The organism is Pseudofrankia inefficax (assembly GCF_000166135.1).
GTDB lineage: Bacteria > Actinomycetota > Actinomycetes > Frankiales > Frankiaceae > Pseudofrankia > Pseudofrankia inefficax.
This window is the reverse complement of the sequence record NC_014666.1, coordinates 4,738,898-4,754,675: the sequence shown is the minus strand read 5'-3', so window position 1 is coordinate 4,754,675 and position 15,778 is coordinate 4,738,898. Positions and strand designations below refer to the sequence as shown.

The following is a 15,778-nucleotide window of genomic DNA, read 5'->3' as shown; positions in this document are numbered from 1 at the left end:
GGCTCGGCGTCGTGTGTGGCGGTCATATCTGCGGCCCGCGGCCGCCGCCGGCCCCGCCACCGCCGCCGAGCGCGCCGGCGATCGGCACGGCGAAGCCGATGCCGGCGAACGAGTCGTCGTCGCTCGGGTCGGCGATCGAGACGACGACCCCGATGACCAGGCCCTTCGCGTCGAGCAGCGGGCCGCCGGAACTGCCGGGGTTCACCGCGGCGTCGAACTGGATCAGCCCGGAGAACTTGCCGTTGGCGGTGGTCGCGGTTCGGTTCAGGCCCGAGACGACGCCCGAGGAGACGCTGAAGGTCAGCCCGAGCGGGTTGCCGATCGCGACGACCGGGCCGCCGACCTGGGCGCCGCCGCCGAGGGTCGCGGGGATGAGCGTCTGCGGCAGCGTCGCCGGGGTGAGCGTCGCGATGTCGGTCTTCGCGTCCGCCGAGGCCACCGTGGCGGTCGACCGGGTGCCGTCGGAGAAGATGACGGTGATGGCGCCGCCGTCGGCGATGACGTGGTCGGCGGTGAGGACCGTGCCGTCGTCGGCGGCGATCACCCCGGAGCCGAGCGAGCCGTCGGCGGTCTCGACGACCACGACCGAGGGCCCGATCTTCTGGTAGATGTCCGCGACACTGGGGGAGCCGCTCGCGGTCGGGCTCGGCGTCGCGGCCGGGGCGTCCTGCGCCCGCGCGCTCCCGCCGGACCGGCCGACCAGCACGCCGGCCAGAACGGCCACGGCGACGACGAGAACGGCGCAGACGCCCAGCAGCACCCGGGTGCCGCGCAGCCCGCCGCGCAGCCCGAGCAGGGCTCGGGTGCTGGACGCGCGGGCCATAAACGCGACAGTAGGGGTGATACCTGAGCAGCACCTGAACAAAGTCTGTGCGCCCAGCGCGGCCCGCGGCCCGTGGCAGGCCGCGACCGAATCGGACTATTGTGCAAAAGAACATCGTGCACAAGCGGCTGCCGAACCCGGTGGCCAGGGGCGCCGGACCCCGCCCGAGGCCCGGCCTCAGCGAGAGGAACGCGAACGATGCTGCGCGTCGGCGACACCGCGCCGGATTTCGAGCTGCCGGACGAGACCAACACCCCCCGCAAGCTGTCCACACTGCTGGCGGACGGGCCGGTCGTGCTCTTCTTCTACCCGGCCGCGATGACGAAGGGCTGCACGGCGGAGAGCTGCCATTTCCGCGACCTCGCGGCCGAGTTCGCCAAGGCCGGAGCCCAGCGGATCGGGATCAGCACCGACACGGTCGCCAAGCAGAAGGAGTTCTCCGACAAGCACTCCTTCGACTACCCGCTGCTGTCGGACGCTGACGGGACCGTGTCGAAGGAGTTCGGCGTGAAGCGGTCGCTCGACCTGCTGCGCGTCAAGCGCGCCACCTTCGTGATCGGCACGGACCGGGCCATCATCGAGGTCATCAACAGCGAGCTGAACATGAACACCCACGCAGACAAGGCCCTGGCCGCCCTCGGCGCCTGACCCACCCCGCGCGATCCGGCCCGGCCTGGGCCCGGGCCGGATCAGCACTAGGTCGCGTCGTGTCGCTGTTCTGGCCGGCGTCGCCGGGGCTCGGGGGAGGGCCCGCCGGCCGCTCGGGCCTCGCGCTCGTTGTTCGCCGTCAGCCGGTAGGCGGCGCGTTCGAGCGTCGGCAGGATGGCGGTGATGTCGAGCTCGCCGGCGGCGAAGCGGGCCACGACGGCGTAGGCGACGTTGGTCAGGACGAGGGCGATGTCCTGCATGTAGCCGGGCTCGCCGTCCGCCAGCACCGCCCGGCCGGCCGGCTCGATCACGGCCATGGTCTGCTGTTCGAGCCGTTCCCCGCCCGGCGTCGACCGGGCCCGGTGGTAGGCCTCCAGCATCCGGGGGCTGCGTTCCCAGGGCTCGAAGACATGGCGGAACACCCGCATCAGCCCGTCGTAGAGGCTCTCGCCGGGCGGGGGCGGCGGGACGGGCGCGCAGCCGTTGGTCGTGAGCCACCGTCCGACCGCGGTGACGACGAGCTCGTCGCGGGTCCGGAACAGCTTGTAGATCGTGGCCAGCGAGACATGGGCGTCGCGGGCCACCGTGCGCAGCTGGACGGCGTCGTAGCCCTCGGACTCGAGCAGCGCGAGGACGACGTCGACGATGAGGTCGGACGTCTCGGACTCCGCCACCTGGCCTGCCTTCACGTCTCCGACGGGCACCCACCGCCGCGCGCTCCACGCGGGCCGAGGTTCTCTTGACACCTCTACAGTAACGTGGTTACTTCGGTAACCGTGTTACTCGCGTCTGGTCCCGCTTCCGGATGATTCCTCCGGTTCCCGGCCGACCGGCGCGCCGACCGCGAGGAGGCGGGATCATGGCGACCTACGTCCTGGTGCACGGGGGCGGACATGGCGGCTGGTGCTACCAGCCCGTCGCGCGGCTGCTGCGGGCGGCCGGGCACGAGGTGTACGCGCCGACGCTGACCGGCTTAGGGGAGCGGGCCCACCTGGTCGGCCCGCACGTCGACCTCGACCTGCACATCCAGGACGTCGTCGCGCTGCTGCACCACGAGAACCTGCGCGACGTGATCCTCGTCGGGCACAGCTACGGCGGGATGGTCATCACCGGCATCGCCGACCGCGCCGCGGACCGGGTCGGGCGCCTCGTCTACCTGGACGCGGCCAACCCCGTCAACGGCCAGTCGCTGGTCGACGTCGCCGGGCCGATCATCCAGGCGACCCGCCCGACGGGCAAGGTCGTCGACGGCGTCGAGCTCGTCCTCATCCCGTTCCCCGAGGCGGGCGCCTTCTACGGCGTCACCGACCCCGGCGACCTCGCCTGGATGGACGAACGGCTCACCCCGCACCCGTGGCGGTGCTTCGAGCAGCCGCTGGCGCTGACCAACGAGACCGCGCTCTGGGCGATCCCGCAGTACCACATCGTCTGCACCTCGACCCTGGCCACCCGGGACCCGGAGCTGATGGGGAAGGCACGCGCGGCCGGCCGGCTGTGGGACATCGACACCGGCCACGACCTGATGATCACCGAGCCCCGGGCCGTCGCCGACGCGCTCCAGGAGGTCGCCACCGTCTGAGCGATCCGGGCGGCCGGCCGGCCGCGCGGGCCGACATCGGGCCCGTTGCGGACGTAAAGCCGACTGCACCGTCGGGCTCCCGACGCTGGGTGCGAGAGTGGTCGCTGTGCGCCGGCATCGCCGGCCGGACGAACGCGACGAACGGCGGCCACGGCGGACGGCGCGGGGGCGCGGCGGTCGGGCCCCCGCGACGGCGCGCGAGGTCGCAGGCCCCGGTGGCGGGGAGATCGGGAGACGATCCGGTGAACCAGGAGCGCGGCGCGGACGGGCAGCGCCCCGGAGACGGCACCGACGGCGCGACTCCCGACTCGTCCTGGGGCTGGCGGCGCCCGGCCGACGCGAGTGCCACCCGCCCCGGCCAGGTGGCGCGACCCACCGCCACCGGATCGTTCGACGAGCCGGGCAGGCCGGTCCGCCCGACCCGGCCCTATGACGACCCCGGAACGGGCTACCCGACCGGCGGGTCCGGCGGCTTCGGCGCCGCGCTGGGCCAGGACGACGACGGGCAGCCACCGCCCGGCGGTTACAGCGGGACGTCGGCCCCGGAACCGTCGCCGTGGTGGCGCCGCCGGCCCCCGCGGCTCGCGACGATCATCGCCGCGATCGCGATGGTGCTCGTCCTGCTGTTCGTGATCGTCGACCGGATCGCGGTGTCGGTCGCCGAGACCGAGATGGCCAAGCAGCTGCGGACCAGCGTCACCCAGGGCCTGGCCTGCGGGACCGCCCCGCCGACGGTGAAGAACGTCAGTATCGGCGGCTTCCCGTTCCTCACCCAGATCCTGTTCGGGAAGTTCACGAACATCGGCGTGACGGTCGAGAACGTTCCCACGCCCGGGCCGCGGATCGCGTTCGTGCAGGCCAACCTCAAGGGAGTGCACGTCCCGCTGCACCAGATCCTGACCAACAGCGTCGGCGAGGTGCGCGTCGACAAGGTTCAGGCCACGGTCCGGGTCCGCTACGACGACCTGAACACCTACCTCGCCGGCCAGCCGGGCGACGTGCGGGTCAACCCGGCGGACGGCGGCCGGCGCCTGGAGATCACCGGCACCGCGGACGTGCCGATCATCGGGCCGCAGCAGGTCGGCGGCATCACGACGTTCGAGATCCACGACAACCAGCTCACCCTGGTGCCCACGGAGATCACCCTGCGCGGGGCGCTCAACCTGAGCATCCCCCTCGGCGGCCTGGGCCAGCTGCTCCCGTCGATCGCGCTGCCGGTCGGCGAGCTGCCGTTCCGGCTCACCGTCAACCAGGCGTCGACCGACGCGTCCGGCCTCTCGCTGACGGCGACCGCGGCGGACGTGGTGCTGCCCAAGGCGGCCCCGCCCACCCCGTGCCCGTCCGGTCAGGGCTGAGCCGGGCCAGCCGGAGCCGGGCCGGTCAGGACTCGGTGAGCACGAAGGCGACGTCGTCCACGTAGCACCAGCTCCAGTCCTCGCCGGGCTCGGCGGAGCGCGCGATCGGGTGCTGCTCCCGGCGGGCGTGCGCCGAGGCGTGGCGGTTCGGGGAGCTGTCGCAACAGCCGATCCGGCCGCAGGCCTGGCACATGCGCAGGTGGACCCACCTCCCGCCGATCTCCAGGCAGTCCGCGCAGCCGGCGACGGCCGCGGGCAGCTGGGTGACCTCGACGGTGTCCAGGTGGGTGCAGGTCGTGCTCATCTGGCTGGTACCTCCGACCGGACGACAGGGACATCGCGTACGACGTGCGCCACGCCGACCCGCGACGGAGCGTTCTGGCCGGCGCCGCCGTACGCCAGCCATCCTGGCACGCGCCCACGCCAATGGCGGAACGGACGCAGGCGAGCCAGCCCCTGAGAGCTGGGTCACATTGATGGGCCAATGTGTTCGGAACACCCGCGACGGCCTCGCCGGGCGTCCTACGATCTGGCCTGCGAAAACAGGGGGTAATTTCGGCACGCCGTCACCGGACGCCCGGTGACGGCTTTACGCGCCGCGGCGCGGCGATGAGCTCGTTCTTCCCACGCATTCTCTTTCTCCTTTCCGCCGTGGCCCGTGACCCGTGGGTGGCCGTGCTTGCCGCCGCCCGGTTCTGGCGCCAAGAGGACGCCGGGACCTGCGACGCCGCAGGCCCGATGGCGACCGCCGGCGCATCTCGCGCGTGTTTCCTTCTTGTTCACCACGGCACCCGTCAGGTCACGTCCATCCGGAGCCGAGATGCCCGCAGAAATGTTTCCCACGCTGCTTGCCGTGAGTACCGCCGCGCCCGGCGCGCCTATCGCCCAGACCGACATCTGGGACGAGTTCTACGCCGCGGTCTTCGCCGGCGTCCCGAACGCGCGCCGATTGTTCGTCGAGGCGAACACCGTCGAGCGCCGGCATTTGAACTGGGATCCGCGCACCGCGTTCCGGGACGGCTTCCCGCCGGTCGGCCCCCGCGTCGAGGCCTGGGAACAGTGCGCCCTCGACCTCGGCCGGCGCACGCTGCCCGCGGTGCTGGCCGGCCGGGACCGCTCGAAGGTCGGCACGTTCGTCATGGTGAGCAGCACCGGCTACGTCTGCCCCGGCCCGGACTCCCAGCTGGTCGCCGAGCTGGGGCTGCGCCCCGACGTGCGGCGGGTGTTCGTCGGCCACATGGGCTGCTACGCGGCGCTGGTCGGGCTGCGGGCCGCCCTCGACGCGCTCGCGGCCCGGCCTGACGAACTGGTGCTGCTGACCTGCGTCGAGGTGACCTCGGCCCACCTGCGCGGGGAGGCGACCCGCGAACAGGCCGTCGTCCACGGCCTGTTCGGCGACGCCTGCGCGAGCGTGCTGCTCGGCGCGGTCCCGGGCCACACCGGCCCGGAGGCGGGGCCCACCCCGGCGCCGATCGCGGCGGCTGTGCCGGCGGGGCCGATCACGCCGGGCGGGCCGGTCGACGGCCCGGATTCGGGCGCTGTCGCGGTCGCGATCGGTGCCCGGGTGCTGGCGACCCGGACCGAGGTCGTGCCCGACACGGCCGAGCACATGTCGATCCGGATCCACGAGGAGGGCTTCCGCCTACGGCTGTCGCCGGCCATCCCGTCGCTGATCCGGGCCGGCACGCCAGGCTTCGTGGACCGCCTGCTCGCCGGGACCGGGCTGAGTCCCGGGGACATCCGCCACTGGGTGCTGCATCCCGGCGGTCCCCGGATCATCGACGCGGTCGGCGACGCGTTCGGGCTCACCGACGCCCAGCTGCGCCCGTCGCGGGAGACGTTGCGCGACTACGGCAACTGCTCGTCGGTCACGGTCCTGCTCGCGCTGCGCCGGCTGATGTCGGGCGAGGCCGGGGAACCGCCGTCGGCGGGCGACAACGCCATCCTGATCGCGTTCGGCCCTGGCCTGACGACGGAGGCGGCGCTGGTCCGGTTCTGACCCGGACGGGACGGGATGGCCAGCGCGACCGTGGCGGCGGCCACCGCGACCCCGCAGCCGATCAGCAGCCCCAGCCGGAAGCCACCCTCCGACGGCACGGTCCGCGTCCCCAGCAGGGTGGTCCGCTGGGTGAGGACGACCCCGACGACCGCCGAGGCCATCGTGATGCCGATCGAGCGCGACAGGGTGTTGAAGCTCGTGGCCGACCCGGTCTCCGAGGAGGGCACGGCGCTGACGATGAGGGCGGGCATCGCGCCGTAGGCGAACGCGACGCCGACCATGCAGACGCAGGAGACGATCAGCAGGCCCCACGCCGTCGACAGCAGGATCAGGGACGATCCGTAGCCGGCCGCGATGATCAGGCTGCCGGCGATGAGCGTGACCCTGGGGCCGCGCGCCTGCGACAGCCGGCCGCCGATCGGCGCGACCAGCAGCATCAGCAGCCCCGACGGCGCCATCCACAGCCCCATGGCCAGCATCGACTGGCCGAGGCCATAGCCGGTCGCCTTCGGCAGCTGCAGCAGCTGGGGCAGGATCAGCTGCGAGGCGTAGAGGGCGAAACCCAGCACGACCGACGCCAGGTTGGTCATCAGGACCTGGCGCCGTGCCGCGATCCGCAGGTTCACCAGCGGGTCCGTGGTGCGCAGTTCCCACCAGCCCCACGCGGCGAACACCGCGAGCGAGCCCCCGATCAGGCCGACCGTCGTGCCGCTGGTCCAGCCCCAGTCGGCGCCCTTGGAGACGGCGAGCAGCAGGCACACCAGCCCGAAGCCGAGCCCGACCGCGCCGACGCCGTCGAACCGGCCTGTGGCGCGCGGCGGCAGGACGGGGACCAGCAGCCAGATCAGCGCGGCGACCACCGCGCTCAGGCCGGCCGCGACCCAGAAAACCGCGTGCCACCCGGCGTGCTCGGCCATCACCGCGGCGAACGGCAGCCCCAGCGCGCCGCCGATGCCGAGCGACGAGCTGATCAGCGCGATGGACGAGCCGAGCCGCTCCGGCGGGACCAGCTCCCGCAGCGCGCTGATGCCGACCGGGACCACGCCCAGGCCGACGCCCTCCAGGGCTCGCCCGACGACCATCGGGGCCAGTGAGCCGGACAGCGCGCAGACCACCGAGCCGACGAGCAGCGAGCCCACGCAGGCCAGCAGCATCCGCCGGTTGCCGAGCAGGTCGCTGAGCCGGCCGATCGCCGCGATGGCCGCCGATCCGGCGAGCAGCGTCGCGGTGATCACCCACGAGGCGTCGCCGGCGCTGGTCCCCAGCAGCCTGGGCAGCTCGCCGATGAGCGGCACGACCAGGGTCTGCATGAGCGTGGCGACGATGCCGCCCGCGGCCAGCACGGCCACGATCGGTCCTGGTCGGCTGGTCGGTGCGGAGCTGCTGCTCACAGGTACCTCGCTCTTCCCGCGGCACGCCGCCGTCGACGAGTTTGCACACTACAAGCAGTTTGTATGATGCAAACTCGACGGGGTGCACGTGATGCCGTAGAAACCGTGATGCCGGAGAAACGGAGCATCCTGGACACACGGCGGGGTGGCGCGGGGAGGAACGAGATGGACCGGCCCACGCACCTGATCGAGTACGAGGGGATGCTGCTCGGCCGGTACGCGCATCTGTCCGCGCGGGGCGGCCAGCGGCCGGGCGGGCTGGAACGCAGCGCCTACATCCTGCTGAGCCGGATCCGGATGCAGGGCCCGATGTCCCTGGGGCAGCTCAGCGAGGCGTTCGGTCTCGACGTCTCGACGCTGCATCGCCAGACGGCGGCCATGCGCCGGGAGGGCCTGGTCGAGCGGATCGCGGACCCCGACGGGGGGATGGCGCGCAAGTTCCGGATCACGGCCGAGGGGGCGCGCCGCCTGGACCGGCAGCGGGCCGACATCATCGCCGGCATCGACCGGGTGGTCGAGGACTGGACAGCCGAGGAGGTCGCCGCCTTCGCGGCCTTCCTGAAGAGGTTCAACGCCGGCATCGAACGGCGCAGCGGCCGCCCCTGGCCCCGCCCCGCGGACGGCCCGCCGGCGGACGGATGACGAGCTCGGGCCCGCCGGCCAGCTGGCCGGCGGGCCCGAGCGGCACGGTCAGGAGGCCGCGGCCACCGTCTTGCCGGGGACGAGCTTGCCGCAGATGGGTGTCGCGCCCTTGACGAGGGTGAACTTGTCGCCCTCCAGCTTGGTCACCCAGGTGCAGTTGTCCGCTCCGCCGACGATGTTCACGCGGTCGTTGATGTCGGCCTTGTGGCTGCCGAACAGGCCCATCGCGTCCCAGTCGTGGATGTTCGACAGGGCACCGATGATCGACGCCGCGGCGGTGTTGCTGCCGTTGGCCTTCAGCGCACGGACCAGCAGGCCGGTGGAGACGTAGCCGTTGTAGGCGGCGTAGGTCGGCGCCTCGGTGATGCCGGCGCTCTTGAAGTCGGCCTGCAGCTGCTTGGTCGCGGCGGTCTGCATCTCGACGGGCTCATAGCCGAGCGTGAAGTAGACGCCCTGGGCCTGGTTGAGCGCGCCGGGGCCGGCCTGGAGCAGGTCGCCGCCGTAGCCGGTGGGCAGCAGCGCGGCCTTGAGGGTGACGCCCTGGTTGCGCAGGCCCGTGATCAGCGCGAAGGCGGTGTTCGGGTCGACCGTCGGGTACAGGCCGTCGATTCCGGCCGACTTCATGGCCAGGACCTCGGGTCCGACGTCAGTGCTGCCGAAGGGGAACTTGCCGTTCATGTAGCCGACCTTGAGACCCGCCACCTCGGCCGACGCCGCGCCGGAGGCGGCACCCTCGGCCGAGACCGGTGAGACCCCGTACCCGAGCGCGGCGACGTTGGTGACGCCGAGCAGCTTGAACAGCTTCCCTGTGGTCTCCGCGACCTTGGTCTGCTGCAGCGGTCCGGCCACCGAGAACATGTTCTTCGCGGTGATCCACTCAGGGCCGTCCTCGCTCATGCCGATCACGGGGACGTTGTGCGCCGTCAGATAGTTCGACGCGGTGAAGAAGATGGCGGACTGGCCGAACACGGCCGAGACGTGGTCCTGGGTGACGAGCTTCTGGGCCGCGGCCAGGGCGGTCGTCGGGTTGGTCGCGGTGTCGGCGATCTCCAGCTTGATGTTGTAGCCGTTGCGGGCGGCGTAGACGACGCCGGCCTTCACGCCGTCGACGAACGTCTTGTTGCCGGAGGAGGCCGGCCCGGTGACGTCGGTGAGCACACCGATCGTGATGGTCTTGTTCGCCGGCTTGCCGGAGGCGGAGGCGTTACCCCCGCCGGAGCTCGACGAGCCGCAGCCGGCGGCTAAGAGTAACGCCGATGCGGTTGCGGCTACGCCTAACATGGTCCGTCGTTTGCGGATCATCGGTTCCCTTTCTTCGTGGTGGGTCGGCATGGACGACCAAGAATCTGCGCGTATGCCGGGCGGCGAAGGATCCAGCTCCCGCCCGTTCGAAGTGGGTTCTGAGTGCGTCCGCGGCCCTGCCGTCGAGGGGAGCGGCCTTGCCGTCTACCAGGAAGCGCCGACGTCGCGGTGACGCTCCGTGCCGAAACTCGTCAGTCAGGTCGTGCGATGCGCTGGTACTGCGATCCGGACGGCCCCCCGCCACGAGACTGACGTCACATTCAGTGAGTTTCGCCACTTAACCACGAGGCCGCTCGTGGTGTCCACCGAGTACCCGGCCGCCGGTGTGGGGCCGTCAGCCGGGCAGGCCGATGAGCTCGGCGCAGTTGGCCCGCATGATCCGGTGCACCTCGTCGGGGGTGAAGGCGCCGAGTTCGTCGACGAACGACGCCGGCTCGGCGAGGCCCTCGCCATGCGGCCAGTCGGAGCCGAAGAGCACCCGCTCGACCCCGATCGTGTCGGCCAGCTTGCGCAGGTCCTCCTCGTAGTACGGCGTCACCCAGACGTGCTGGCGCAGCGTGTCCAGCGGGTCCTCGGGAACGAGGCGCGGCGCCCGGTTGGCGAGCTTGCGCACGCCCTTGACCAGGGGATACACCCAGTCGGAGCCGTTCTCGATGCTCGCCACCCGCAGCGTCGGATGCCGGGTGAACACGCCGCCGACGATCAGGCTGGCCATCGTGTCGTGGATGGCCCGGTCGGCGATGAGGACGCTGCCGAGCGGGTCCGGCGCGCGGAACGGCGCGAAGTCCTCGGGCCCGCCCCAGGCGGCGCCGACCATCCGGTTGTAGCCGCTGTCGCCGAGGTGGAACGCCACCGGGATGTCCGCCTCGGCGAGCCGGGCCCAGACCGGGTCGTGCGCCCGGTCGCCCAGGGACCGGCCCCGGTCGCCACCGGTCGGCACCGGTGCCGGGCGGACGTGCACGACCCGGGCCCCGAGCCCGAGGACCCGGTCGATCTCCGCGACGGCGGCGGCCGGGTCGGCCAGCGAGATCATCGGAGCGGCGAAGATCCGGTCCTGGTAGGCGTAGCCCCAGTCGTCCTCGAGCCAGCGGTTGAACGCGGTGAGGCTCGCCATCGTCGCCGGCACGTCGTGGGTCAGCGCCTGCTCGACGCCGCAGCCCAGCGTCGGGAACAGCAGCACCGCGTCGAGGCCCTGGGTGTCCATCGTCGCGATCCGGACGTCCCGGTCCCGGTAGGCGGGGGAGATGGGCTCGACCTTCGTCAGGCTGCGCGGGTCCACACCGGCCGGGATCTGGCCGCGGAACTGCAGGTCGAGGCAGCCCGGGACGATCACCGGGTCGAAGGTCGGGTTGGGGATGAAGTTGTTGACCTTGCCGGCGATGACCATCTCGGCGTGCGACCCGTCCTGGACCACTCGCACCGCGCGGTGGCGCAGCTTGCGGTCCAGATGGCGGGTGAACGCGTCGAGAGGCTCGTAGTAGTGGTTGTCGGCGTCGACCGGTCGTGACACCGCGCCCGCACCGTCGTCGTGGACCATCGGCACCTCCGCACCGGACGGCTGGCCGGGGCGGCACAGCGGTCCCCTCAGACCTCGTTTCTACTGCAACCGCGCCAAGACATCTAGATGTATCGGCGAGTCGCTGGGCCCGGATCGGCACCGGCGGCCGGCCCGCCGCGCAGCAAGATCGGTCGGGCGTCGAGCCGTCCGCGCCCGACAGACTGGCCGCACGCCCCGGGCCGCCCGCGCACCCGCACGCGGTCCGCCGAGACGACAGGAGCAGCCGACCGATGAGCCGCACGACCTACTACACCGCGACGACCCTCGACGGTTTCATCGCCGACGAGCACCACTCGCTCGACTGGCTGCTCACCCAGGACGTCGACCCGGCCGGCCCGATGAACCACGACGAGTTCCTCGGCGAGGTCGGCGCCCTGGTCATGGGCTCGTCCACGTACCAGTGGCTGCTGGACAACCACATCGCCACCGGCGGGACCTGGGACTACCGGCAGCCGACCTGGGTCATGACCAGCCGCGACCTGCGGGCGATCAGCGGGGCCGACATTCGCTTCGCCCGCGGCGGCATCCGGCCGGTCCACGCCGAGGCGACGGCGGCCGCCGGCGGGAAGGACGTCTGGGTCGTCGGCGGCGGCGACCTCGCCGGCCAGTTCGCCGACGCGGGCCTGCTCGACGCGGTGATCGTCTCGATCGCCCCGGTGACCCTCGGCGCCGGCCGCCCGCTGCTCCCGCGCCGGCTGGACCTGCGCCTCGTCGAGGTCGCGCGCAACCGGTCCTTCACCTGCGCCCGCTACGACGTGATCGGCCCGCGCGCCTGACCCCGTGGGACGCGGGGAGCCTCACCGCGGCGGGCGCGGCCGTCCGTCACCGTGGACGGCCCGCCACGGCCCAGCGCCGGTCGGCGAACGACAGCTCGTGCAGGCTGCGGATCCGGGGGACGTCGACGCCAGGGTGGGCGCCGTAGCGGTCGAGCAGGATCGCGCTGATGCCCACGTCGAGGGCGGCCCGCACGTCCTTGTGCAGGGAGTCGCCGACCATCAGCACCTCCCCGGCGCTCAGGCCGACGATCGCGAGCGCGCCCGCGAAGGCGCGTGGGTCCGGCTTCCCGACCGGGAGCATCGAGGAGGCGACCAGGACGTCGATCTCCTCGATCAGGCCGACCTCGCGCAGCTTGAGCCGCTGGTGCTCCTCGTCCCCGTTGGTGAGGACCGCGACCGTGAGCCCCGCCGTGCGGGCCCGGCGCAGCGCCGGGACGGCGTCGTCGAACAGCGCCCAGCCGGCCCGGTAGCGGGACAGGTAGCCGGCGAACAGGCTGTCCGCCTCGCCGTCGGTCACCGCGCGCGCGAGGAACTCGCGCACCCGGGCGCGCCGTTGCTCGGTGAAGGTGATCTCCCGCTGCTGGTAACGCGCGTAGTGGACCTCGGAGATGCTGGCCCAGCGCTCGCAGGCCTGCGGGTCGGTGATGCCGTGCCCGGCCGCCCACCCGATGACGGCCGCGTCGGCCGCCGTCCGCTGGTCGACGAGCGTGTCGTCAAGATCGAAGAAAACCCCGTGCAGCACGAGGCGATTCTGGCAGCCGGGCTCCGACGATCAGCCCGGATTCGCGGGCCGGTGGGCGAATCGCGTGATCCGTCCCGCGACCTGGTGGCCGGGCCGCGGGTGAGCGGCGCCGGCGGCCCGAGGGGGTCGCCGGCGCCGCGGCGGTCACGAGGTGACGTCCGTCTTTCGGCCTGACGCCCAGCCGTGCCACCGCGCGGGCTCGATCCACGCGCTGACGCGGCCCTGGTCACGGACCGGGGAGGGCCGGCCCGAGGTCACCACACCGGACACGGCGGGCCCGGTCAGAGATCGACGCAGGCGAGCCGGTCGCCGGCCTGGCCCGCGTGCCCGGGGGCGGTGTCGGTGGGCATGGCGTGGATGATGATCGACTTGTGCGGGCGGGAGTCGAAGACCCAGTTGACGGTGGAGTCGGAATGGGCGGACCCGGTCGAGTCCGTGGTGAAGTCGAGCCAGATCTCGTTCTGGGAGTTGGCGTAGGCCGGGTCCACCGACGGCTGCTTCGGGTCGACCTGGTGCTGGTAGTGCGAGCCGGCGTCCTCGGGGCTCTGGCCGCACGCGTTCTGGTGCACGTGCGCGCCGAAATGCTGGTTCGGCGGCAGGCCGCGGACCGCGAGCACGGTGACGGTGTGGCCGGCGGCCTGCGCCGACACGACGGCGACGTCCGCGTCGACCGGGACCCGCGCCGGGTCGTAGGTGACGGCCTTGGCGTCCGGGCTGTACCGGGCGAACCGGGTGAGCACGACCGTGGGCGGGACCGTCAGGACCGGCGGCGGCGACGGCGTCGAACTGGTCGAGGGCGAGGCCGAGGCCGAGGGTGTGGCGGCGGCGGCCGACGGGTCCGTCGTGGAGCCGCAGCCGGCGAGGGCCAGCGGGACGAGGGCGATGATCAGGCCGGTCGTGACGGCCGACATTCTGCTGTAGCGCATGAAGTCACTGTGTGTCACCCGAAGGTAAACGTAAAGTAGGCGCTCGTGCGCGCCACGTGAGGAATTCCGATCCGGGACCCGGCGGCGGCCCAACCGTGCCCGCGCCGGCCGGAGGCGGCCTGAAAATATCTAACCCTTTATGCGAGGATTGGCCCATGGACGTCGCAGCACGGTCCGGGCCCGGGGCGCACCCGGCGCCGGCCTCAGCCGTTCCCGCCAGCGGCGGGAGTGGCGAGGTTCCGGCGGCGCGGGCGGCCGCCCACGATGAGGCTGCCCGCGACGAGGCCCCGCCGACCAGCCACATCGTCACCGAGCTCGGCCTGCGGCTGACCGACGGCGAGGGCGCCCTGCACGGGCACGCACAGGTCACACCGCACCTGTGCGTGCCGGGGACGTCGACGCTGCGCACCTCCGTGCTGGCGACCTGGGCGGACGTCATCGCCGGCACCGTCGTGGGCGAGGCGCTCAGCCCCCGGATCCCGCTCACGCTCGACCTGGAGATCCAGCTGTACGCCCAGGCGCGCAGCGGCGCCCGGATCGGCGTCGCCGCCCGGCTGCTGAAGGTCGGCCGCACGGTGGTCGTCAGCGAGACGCGGTTCCACGACGAGGCGTCGGGCGCGCCGCTGGCGGTCGCGCTCATCTCGTTCATCGCGTCGCCGAACCCGCGGGACGTGTTTCCCGAGGGGTTCCCGAGGGCCTGGGGCAACCCACCGCTCCTGGCCCAGCCGCTCGCCGACCGGGTCGGCGGCCGGATCGTCGTGCCCGGCACGTTCGAGATGGCGCGCCGTCCCGACGGGCTGAACGCCACGGGCGCGATTCAGGGCGGCCTCGTCTCCTTCGCCGCGGAGGAGGCCGCGTCCTCGCTGGTGGCGGGCCCGGTCGTGGTGGAGGCGATGAACGTGCGGTACTTCCGGCCGATCTCGACCGGCCCGGCGCGGGCGGTGGCCGAGGGCGACGGCCGGTTCTCCGTCGTGCGCATCACCGACGTCGGAGTCGGCAAGCTGAGCACCGTCGCGACCGTGCGCCTGACCGACCCCGCCTGACCGGGCCGAGGCGGGCCGCCGGCCGCGCGGACCGGCGGGCGACGCGGCTCGGGCGCCAGCGGGCACAAACGCATACTTTATCCGTCGTACCAAGAGGCGGCGGGCGCCAGGACGTAGGACGGCGCCCGGCCGGCAGGAAAGATCCAGTTGTTCCGGCAGGTCAGCCACGAGCGGTCGGATACCCCGCGCTCGTGCCTGCCGGGACCCGAACAGGGAGGAACGACGCGTGGAGCTCAAGGGCCTGCGGGCGGTCGTCGTAGGCGGTGCCTCGGGCATGGCCAAGGCGACGGCGGAACTGGTCGTCGCGCGTGGCGGCAAGGTCGCGATCCTGGACCTGCCGACCAGCGCCGGACAGGCCGTCGCCGATGACCTCGGCGGCAGTTTCCACGTCTGCGACGTCACGGACTTCGAGGGCGTCGAAGGCGTCCTGGCGGCGGCCACCGGCGCGCTGGGCGGGATCGACGCGGTGGTGAACACCGCCGGCGGCTCCCGGTCGATCCGGACGATCAGCAAGGACGGGCCGCTGCCCCTCAAGGAGTTCCAGAAGGTCATCGACCTGAACCTCACGGGCACGTTCAACGTGGCCCGGCTCGCCGCCTGGCAGATGAGCAAGCAGGAGCCGAACGAGGACGGCGAGCGCGGCGTGATCATCAACACCGCGTCGATCGCCGCGTTCGAGGGCCAGATCGGGCAGATCGCCTACACGGCCGCCAAGGGCGGGGTCGCGGCCATGTGCCTGACCATGGCCCGCGACCTCGGCTCCCTCGGCATCCGGGTGAACGCCATCGCGCCGAGCCTGTTCCACACCGGGCTGACCGCCGGGATCCCGGAGGAGTTCGAGAAGGTCCTGACCAAGGACGCGGCGTTCCCGAAGCGGATGGGCCGGCCCGAGGAGTACGCCCGCCTCGCCGTGGGGATCATCGAGAACCCGATGCTCAACGGCTCCACCATCCGGCTTGACGGCGGCCAGCGCTTCGCCCCGAAGTAGGACGAC

General features: G+C 72.6%; 15 protein-coding genes and 1 pseudogene. 8 read left to right on the top strand and 8 right to left on the bottom strand.

Features of this window, described 5'->3' with window-relative positions:
• Positions 1 to 22: 22 nt before the first annotated feature.
• On the bottom strand, positions 23 to 823 hold the full coding sequence (locus FRAEUI1C_RS19320; protein ID WP_013425017.1) for a S1C family serine protease: 801 nt from the start codon (positions 821 to 823) through the stop codon (positions 23 to 25).
• A gap of 198 nt (positions 824 to 1,021) precedes the next feature.
• On the opposite strand from FRAEUI1C_RS19320, the gene FRAEUI1C_RS19315 reads away from it, so the two are divergent.
• Positions 1,022 to 1,471, top strand: coding sequence for a peroxiredoxin (locus FRAEUI1C_RS19315; protein ID WP_013425016.1), 450 nt, complete (start codon positions 1,022 to 1,024; stop codon positions 1,469 to 1,471).
• Between the two features lie 47 nt (positions 1,472 to 1,518).
• Here the strand turns inward: FRAEUI1C_RS19315 and FRAEUI1C_RS19310 are convergent, their stop codons facing one another.
• Entirely contained in the window at positions 1,519 to 2,145 is a 627-nt protein-coding gene (locus tag FRAEUI1C_RS19310; RefSeq protein ID WP_013425015.1) for a TetR/AcrR family transcriptional regulator, read from the bottom strand.
• 185 nt (positions 2,146 to 2,330) lie between these two features.
• On the opposite strand from FRAEUI1C_RS19310, the gene FRAEUI1C_RS19305 reads away from it, so the two are divergent.
• Both FRAEUI1C_RS19305 and FRAEUI1C_RS19300 read left to right on the top strand, forming a co-directional pair.
• Positions 2,331 to 3,050: an alpha/beta hydrolase gene (locus FRAEUI1C_RS19305; RefSeq protein ID WP_013425014.1), complete on the top strand. Its 720-nt coding sequence runs from the start codon at positions 2,331 to 2,333 to the stop codon at positions 3,048 to 3,050.
• Positions 3,051 to 3,292: 242 nt separating this feature from the next.
• Positions 3,293 to 4,405: an LmeA family phospholipid-binding protein gene (locus FRAEUI1C_RS19300; RefSeq protein ID WP_013425013.1), complete on the top strand. Its 1,113-nt coding sequence runs from the start codon at positions 3,293 to 3,295 to the stop codon at positions 4,403 to 4,405.
• Between the two features lie 25 nt (positions 4,406 to 4,430).
• Here FRAEUI1C_RS19300 and FRAEUI1C_RS19295 read toward each other — a convergent pair whose 3' ends face one another.
• Entirely contained in the window at positions 4,431 to 4,709 is a 279-nt protein-coding gene (locus FRAEUI1C_RS19295) for a UBP-type zinc finger domain-containing protein (RefSeq protein ID WP_013425012.1), read from the bottom strand.
• A 516-nt stretch (positions 4,710 to 5,225) separates the two neighbouring features.
• Here FRAEUI1C_RS19295 and FRAEUI1C_RS37635 point away from each other — a divergent pair.
• Positions 5,226 to 6,338 (top strand): annotated as a pseudogene (locus tag FRAEUI1C_RS37635) (type III polyketide synthase); the annotation flags it as partial.
• On the opposite strand, the gene FRAEUI1C_RS19280 reads toward FRAEUI1C_RS37635, so the two are convergent.
• Positions 6,254 to 7,795 (bottom strand): MFS transporter, encoded by a 1,542-nt coding sequence (locus tag FRAEUI1C_RS19280; RefSeq protein ID WP_013425010.1) that lies wholly within the window; start codon positions 7,793 to 7,795, stop codon positions 6,254 to 6,256. The pseudogene FRAEUI1C_RS37635 and the gene FRAEUI1C_RS19280 overlap by 85 nt on opposite strands.
• A gap of 165 nt (positions 7,796 to 7,960) precedes the next feature.
• Between FRAEUI1C_RS19280 and FRAEUI1C_RS19275 the strand changes: the two genes are divergently transcribed.
• Complete coding sequence (locus FRAEUI1C_RS19275; RefSeq protein ID WP_013425009.1) at positions 7,961 to 8,437, top strand: MarR family winged helix-turn-helix transcriptional regulator; 477 nt, start codon at positions 7,961 to 7,963, stop codon at positions 8,435 to 8,437.
• 48 nt (positions 8,438 to 8,485) lie between these two features.
• Here FRAEUI1C_RS19275 and FRAEUI1C_RS19270 read toward each other — a convergent pair whose 3' ends face one another.
• Positions 8,486 to 9,739, bottom strand: coding sequence for an ABC transporter substrate-binding protein (locus tag FRAEUI1C_RS19270; protein WP_013425008.1), 1,254 nt, complete (start codon positions 9,737 to 9,739; stop codon positions 8,486 to 8,488).
• Between the two features lie 334 nt (positions 9,740 to 10,073).
• A complete protein-coding gene (locus FRAEUI1C_RS19265) occupies positions 10,074 to 11,276 on the bottom strand; it encodes an amidohydrolase family protein (protein ID WP_013425007.1) in 1,203 nt (400 codons plus the stop codon).
• Positions 11,277 to 11,527: 251 nt separating this feature from the next.
• Between FRAEUI1C_RS19265 and FRAEUI1C_RS19260 the strand changes: the two genes are divergently transcribed.
• Positions 11,528 to 12,073: a dihydrofolate reductase family protein gene (locus FRAEUI1C_RS19260; protein ID WP_013425006.1), complete on the top strand. Its 546-nt coding sequence runs from the start codon at positions 11,528 to 11,530 to the stop codon at positions 12,071 to 12,073.
• A gap of 46 nt (positions 12,074 to 12,119) precedes the next feature.
• Here FRAEUI1C_RS19260 and FRAEUI1C_RS19255 read toward each other — a convergent pair whose 3' ends face one another.
• The gene (locus tag FRAEUI1C_RS19255) at positions 12,120 to 12,815 is read right to left on the bottom strand and encodes an HAD family hydrolase (protein WP_013425005.1); all 696 of its coding nucleotides are present in this window, start codon (positions 12,813 to 12,815) and stop codon (positions 12,120 to 12,122) included.
• Positions 12,816 to 13,096: 281 nt separating this feature from the next.
• Positions 13,097 to 13,741, bottom strand: coding sequence for a superoxide dismutase family protein (locus tag FRAEUI1C_RS19250; RefSeq protein WP_013425004.1), 645 nt, complete (start codon positions 13,739 to 13,741; stop codon positions 13,097 to 13,099).
• Positions 13,742 to 13,896: 155 nt separating this feature from the next.
• Between FRAEUI1C_RS19250 and FRAEUI1C_RS19245 the strand changes: the two genes are divergently transcribed.
• Together FRAEUI1C_RS19245 and FRAEUI1C_RS19240 are read left to right on the top strand one after the other, a co-directional pair.
• Positions 13,897 to 14,784, top strand: coding sequence for a PaaI family thioesterase (locus FRAEUI1C_RS19245; protein WP_013425003.1), 888 nt, complete (start codon positions 13,897 to 13,899; stop codon positions 14,782 to 14,784).
• Positions 14,785 to 15,010: 226 nt separating this feature from the next.
• Positions 15,011 to 15,772, top strand: a complete 762-nt coding sequence (locus FRAEUI1C_RS19240; protein WP_013425002.1) for an SDR family oxidoreductase — start codon at positions 15,011 to 15,013, stop codon at positions 15,770 to 15,772.
• Positions 15,773 to 15,778: the final 6 nt, after the last annotated feature.

What these genes read in the sequence shown, in the direction of transcription:
- FRAEUI1C_RS19320 (WP_013425017.1), bottom strand. Translation starts at nt 823, where the DNA reads ATGGCCCGCGCGTCCAGCACCCGAGCCCTGCTCGGGCTGCGCGGCGGG.
- FRAEUI1C_RS19315 (WP_013425016.1), top strand. Translation starts at nt 1,022, where the DNA reads ATGCTGCGCGTCGGCGACACCGCGCCGGATTTCGAGCTGCCGGACGAG.
- FRAEUI1C_RS19305 (WP_013425014.1), top strand. Translation starts at nt 2,331, where the DNA reads ATGGCGACCTACGTCCTGGTGCACGGGGGCGGACATGGCGGCTGGTGC.
- FRAEUI1C_RS19295 (WP_013425012.1), bottom strand. Translation starts at nt 4,709, where the DNA reads ATGAGCACGACCTGCACCCACCTGGACACCGTCGAGGTCACCCAGCTG.
- FRAEUI1C_RS19275 (WP_013425009.1), top strand. Translation starts at nt 7,961, where the DNA reads ATGGACCGGCCCACGCACCTGATCGAGTACGAGGGGATGCTGCTCGGC.
- FRAEUI1C_RS19270 (WP_013425008.1), bottom strand. Translation starts at nt 9,739, where the DNA reads ATGATCCGCAAACGACGGACCATGTTAGGCGTAGCCGCAACCGCATCG.
- FRAEUI1C_RS19265 (WP_013425007.1), bottom strand. Translation starts at nt 11,276, where the DNA reads ATGGTCCACGACGACGGTGCGGGCGCGGTGTCACGACCGGTCGACGCC.
- FRAEUI1C_RS19260 (WP_013425006.1), top strand. Translation starts at nt 11,528, where the DNA reads ATGAGCCGCACGACCTACTACACCGCGACGACCCTCGACGGTTTCATC.
- FRAEUI1C_RS19250 (WP_013425004.1), bottom strand. Translation starts at nt 13,741, where the DNA reads ATGCGCTACAGCAGAATGTCGGCCGTCACGACCGGCCTGATCATCGCC.
- FRAEUI1C_RS19245 (WP_013425003.1), top strand. Translation starts at nt 13,897, where the DNA reads ATGGACGTCGCAGCACGGTCCGGGCCCGGGGCGCACCCGGCGCCGGCC.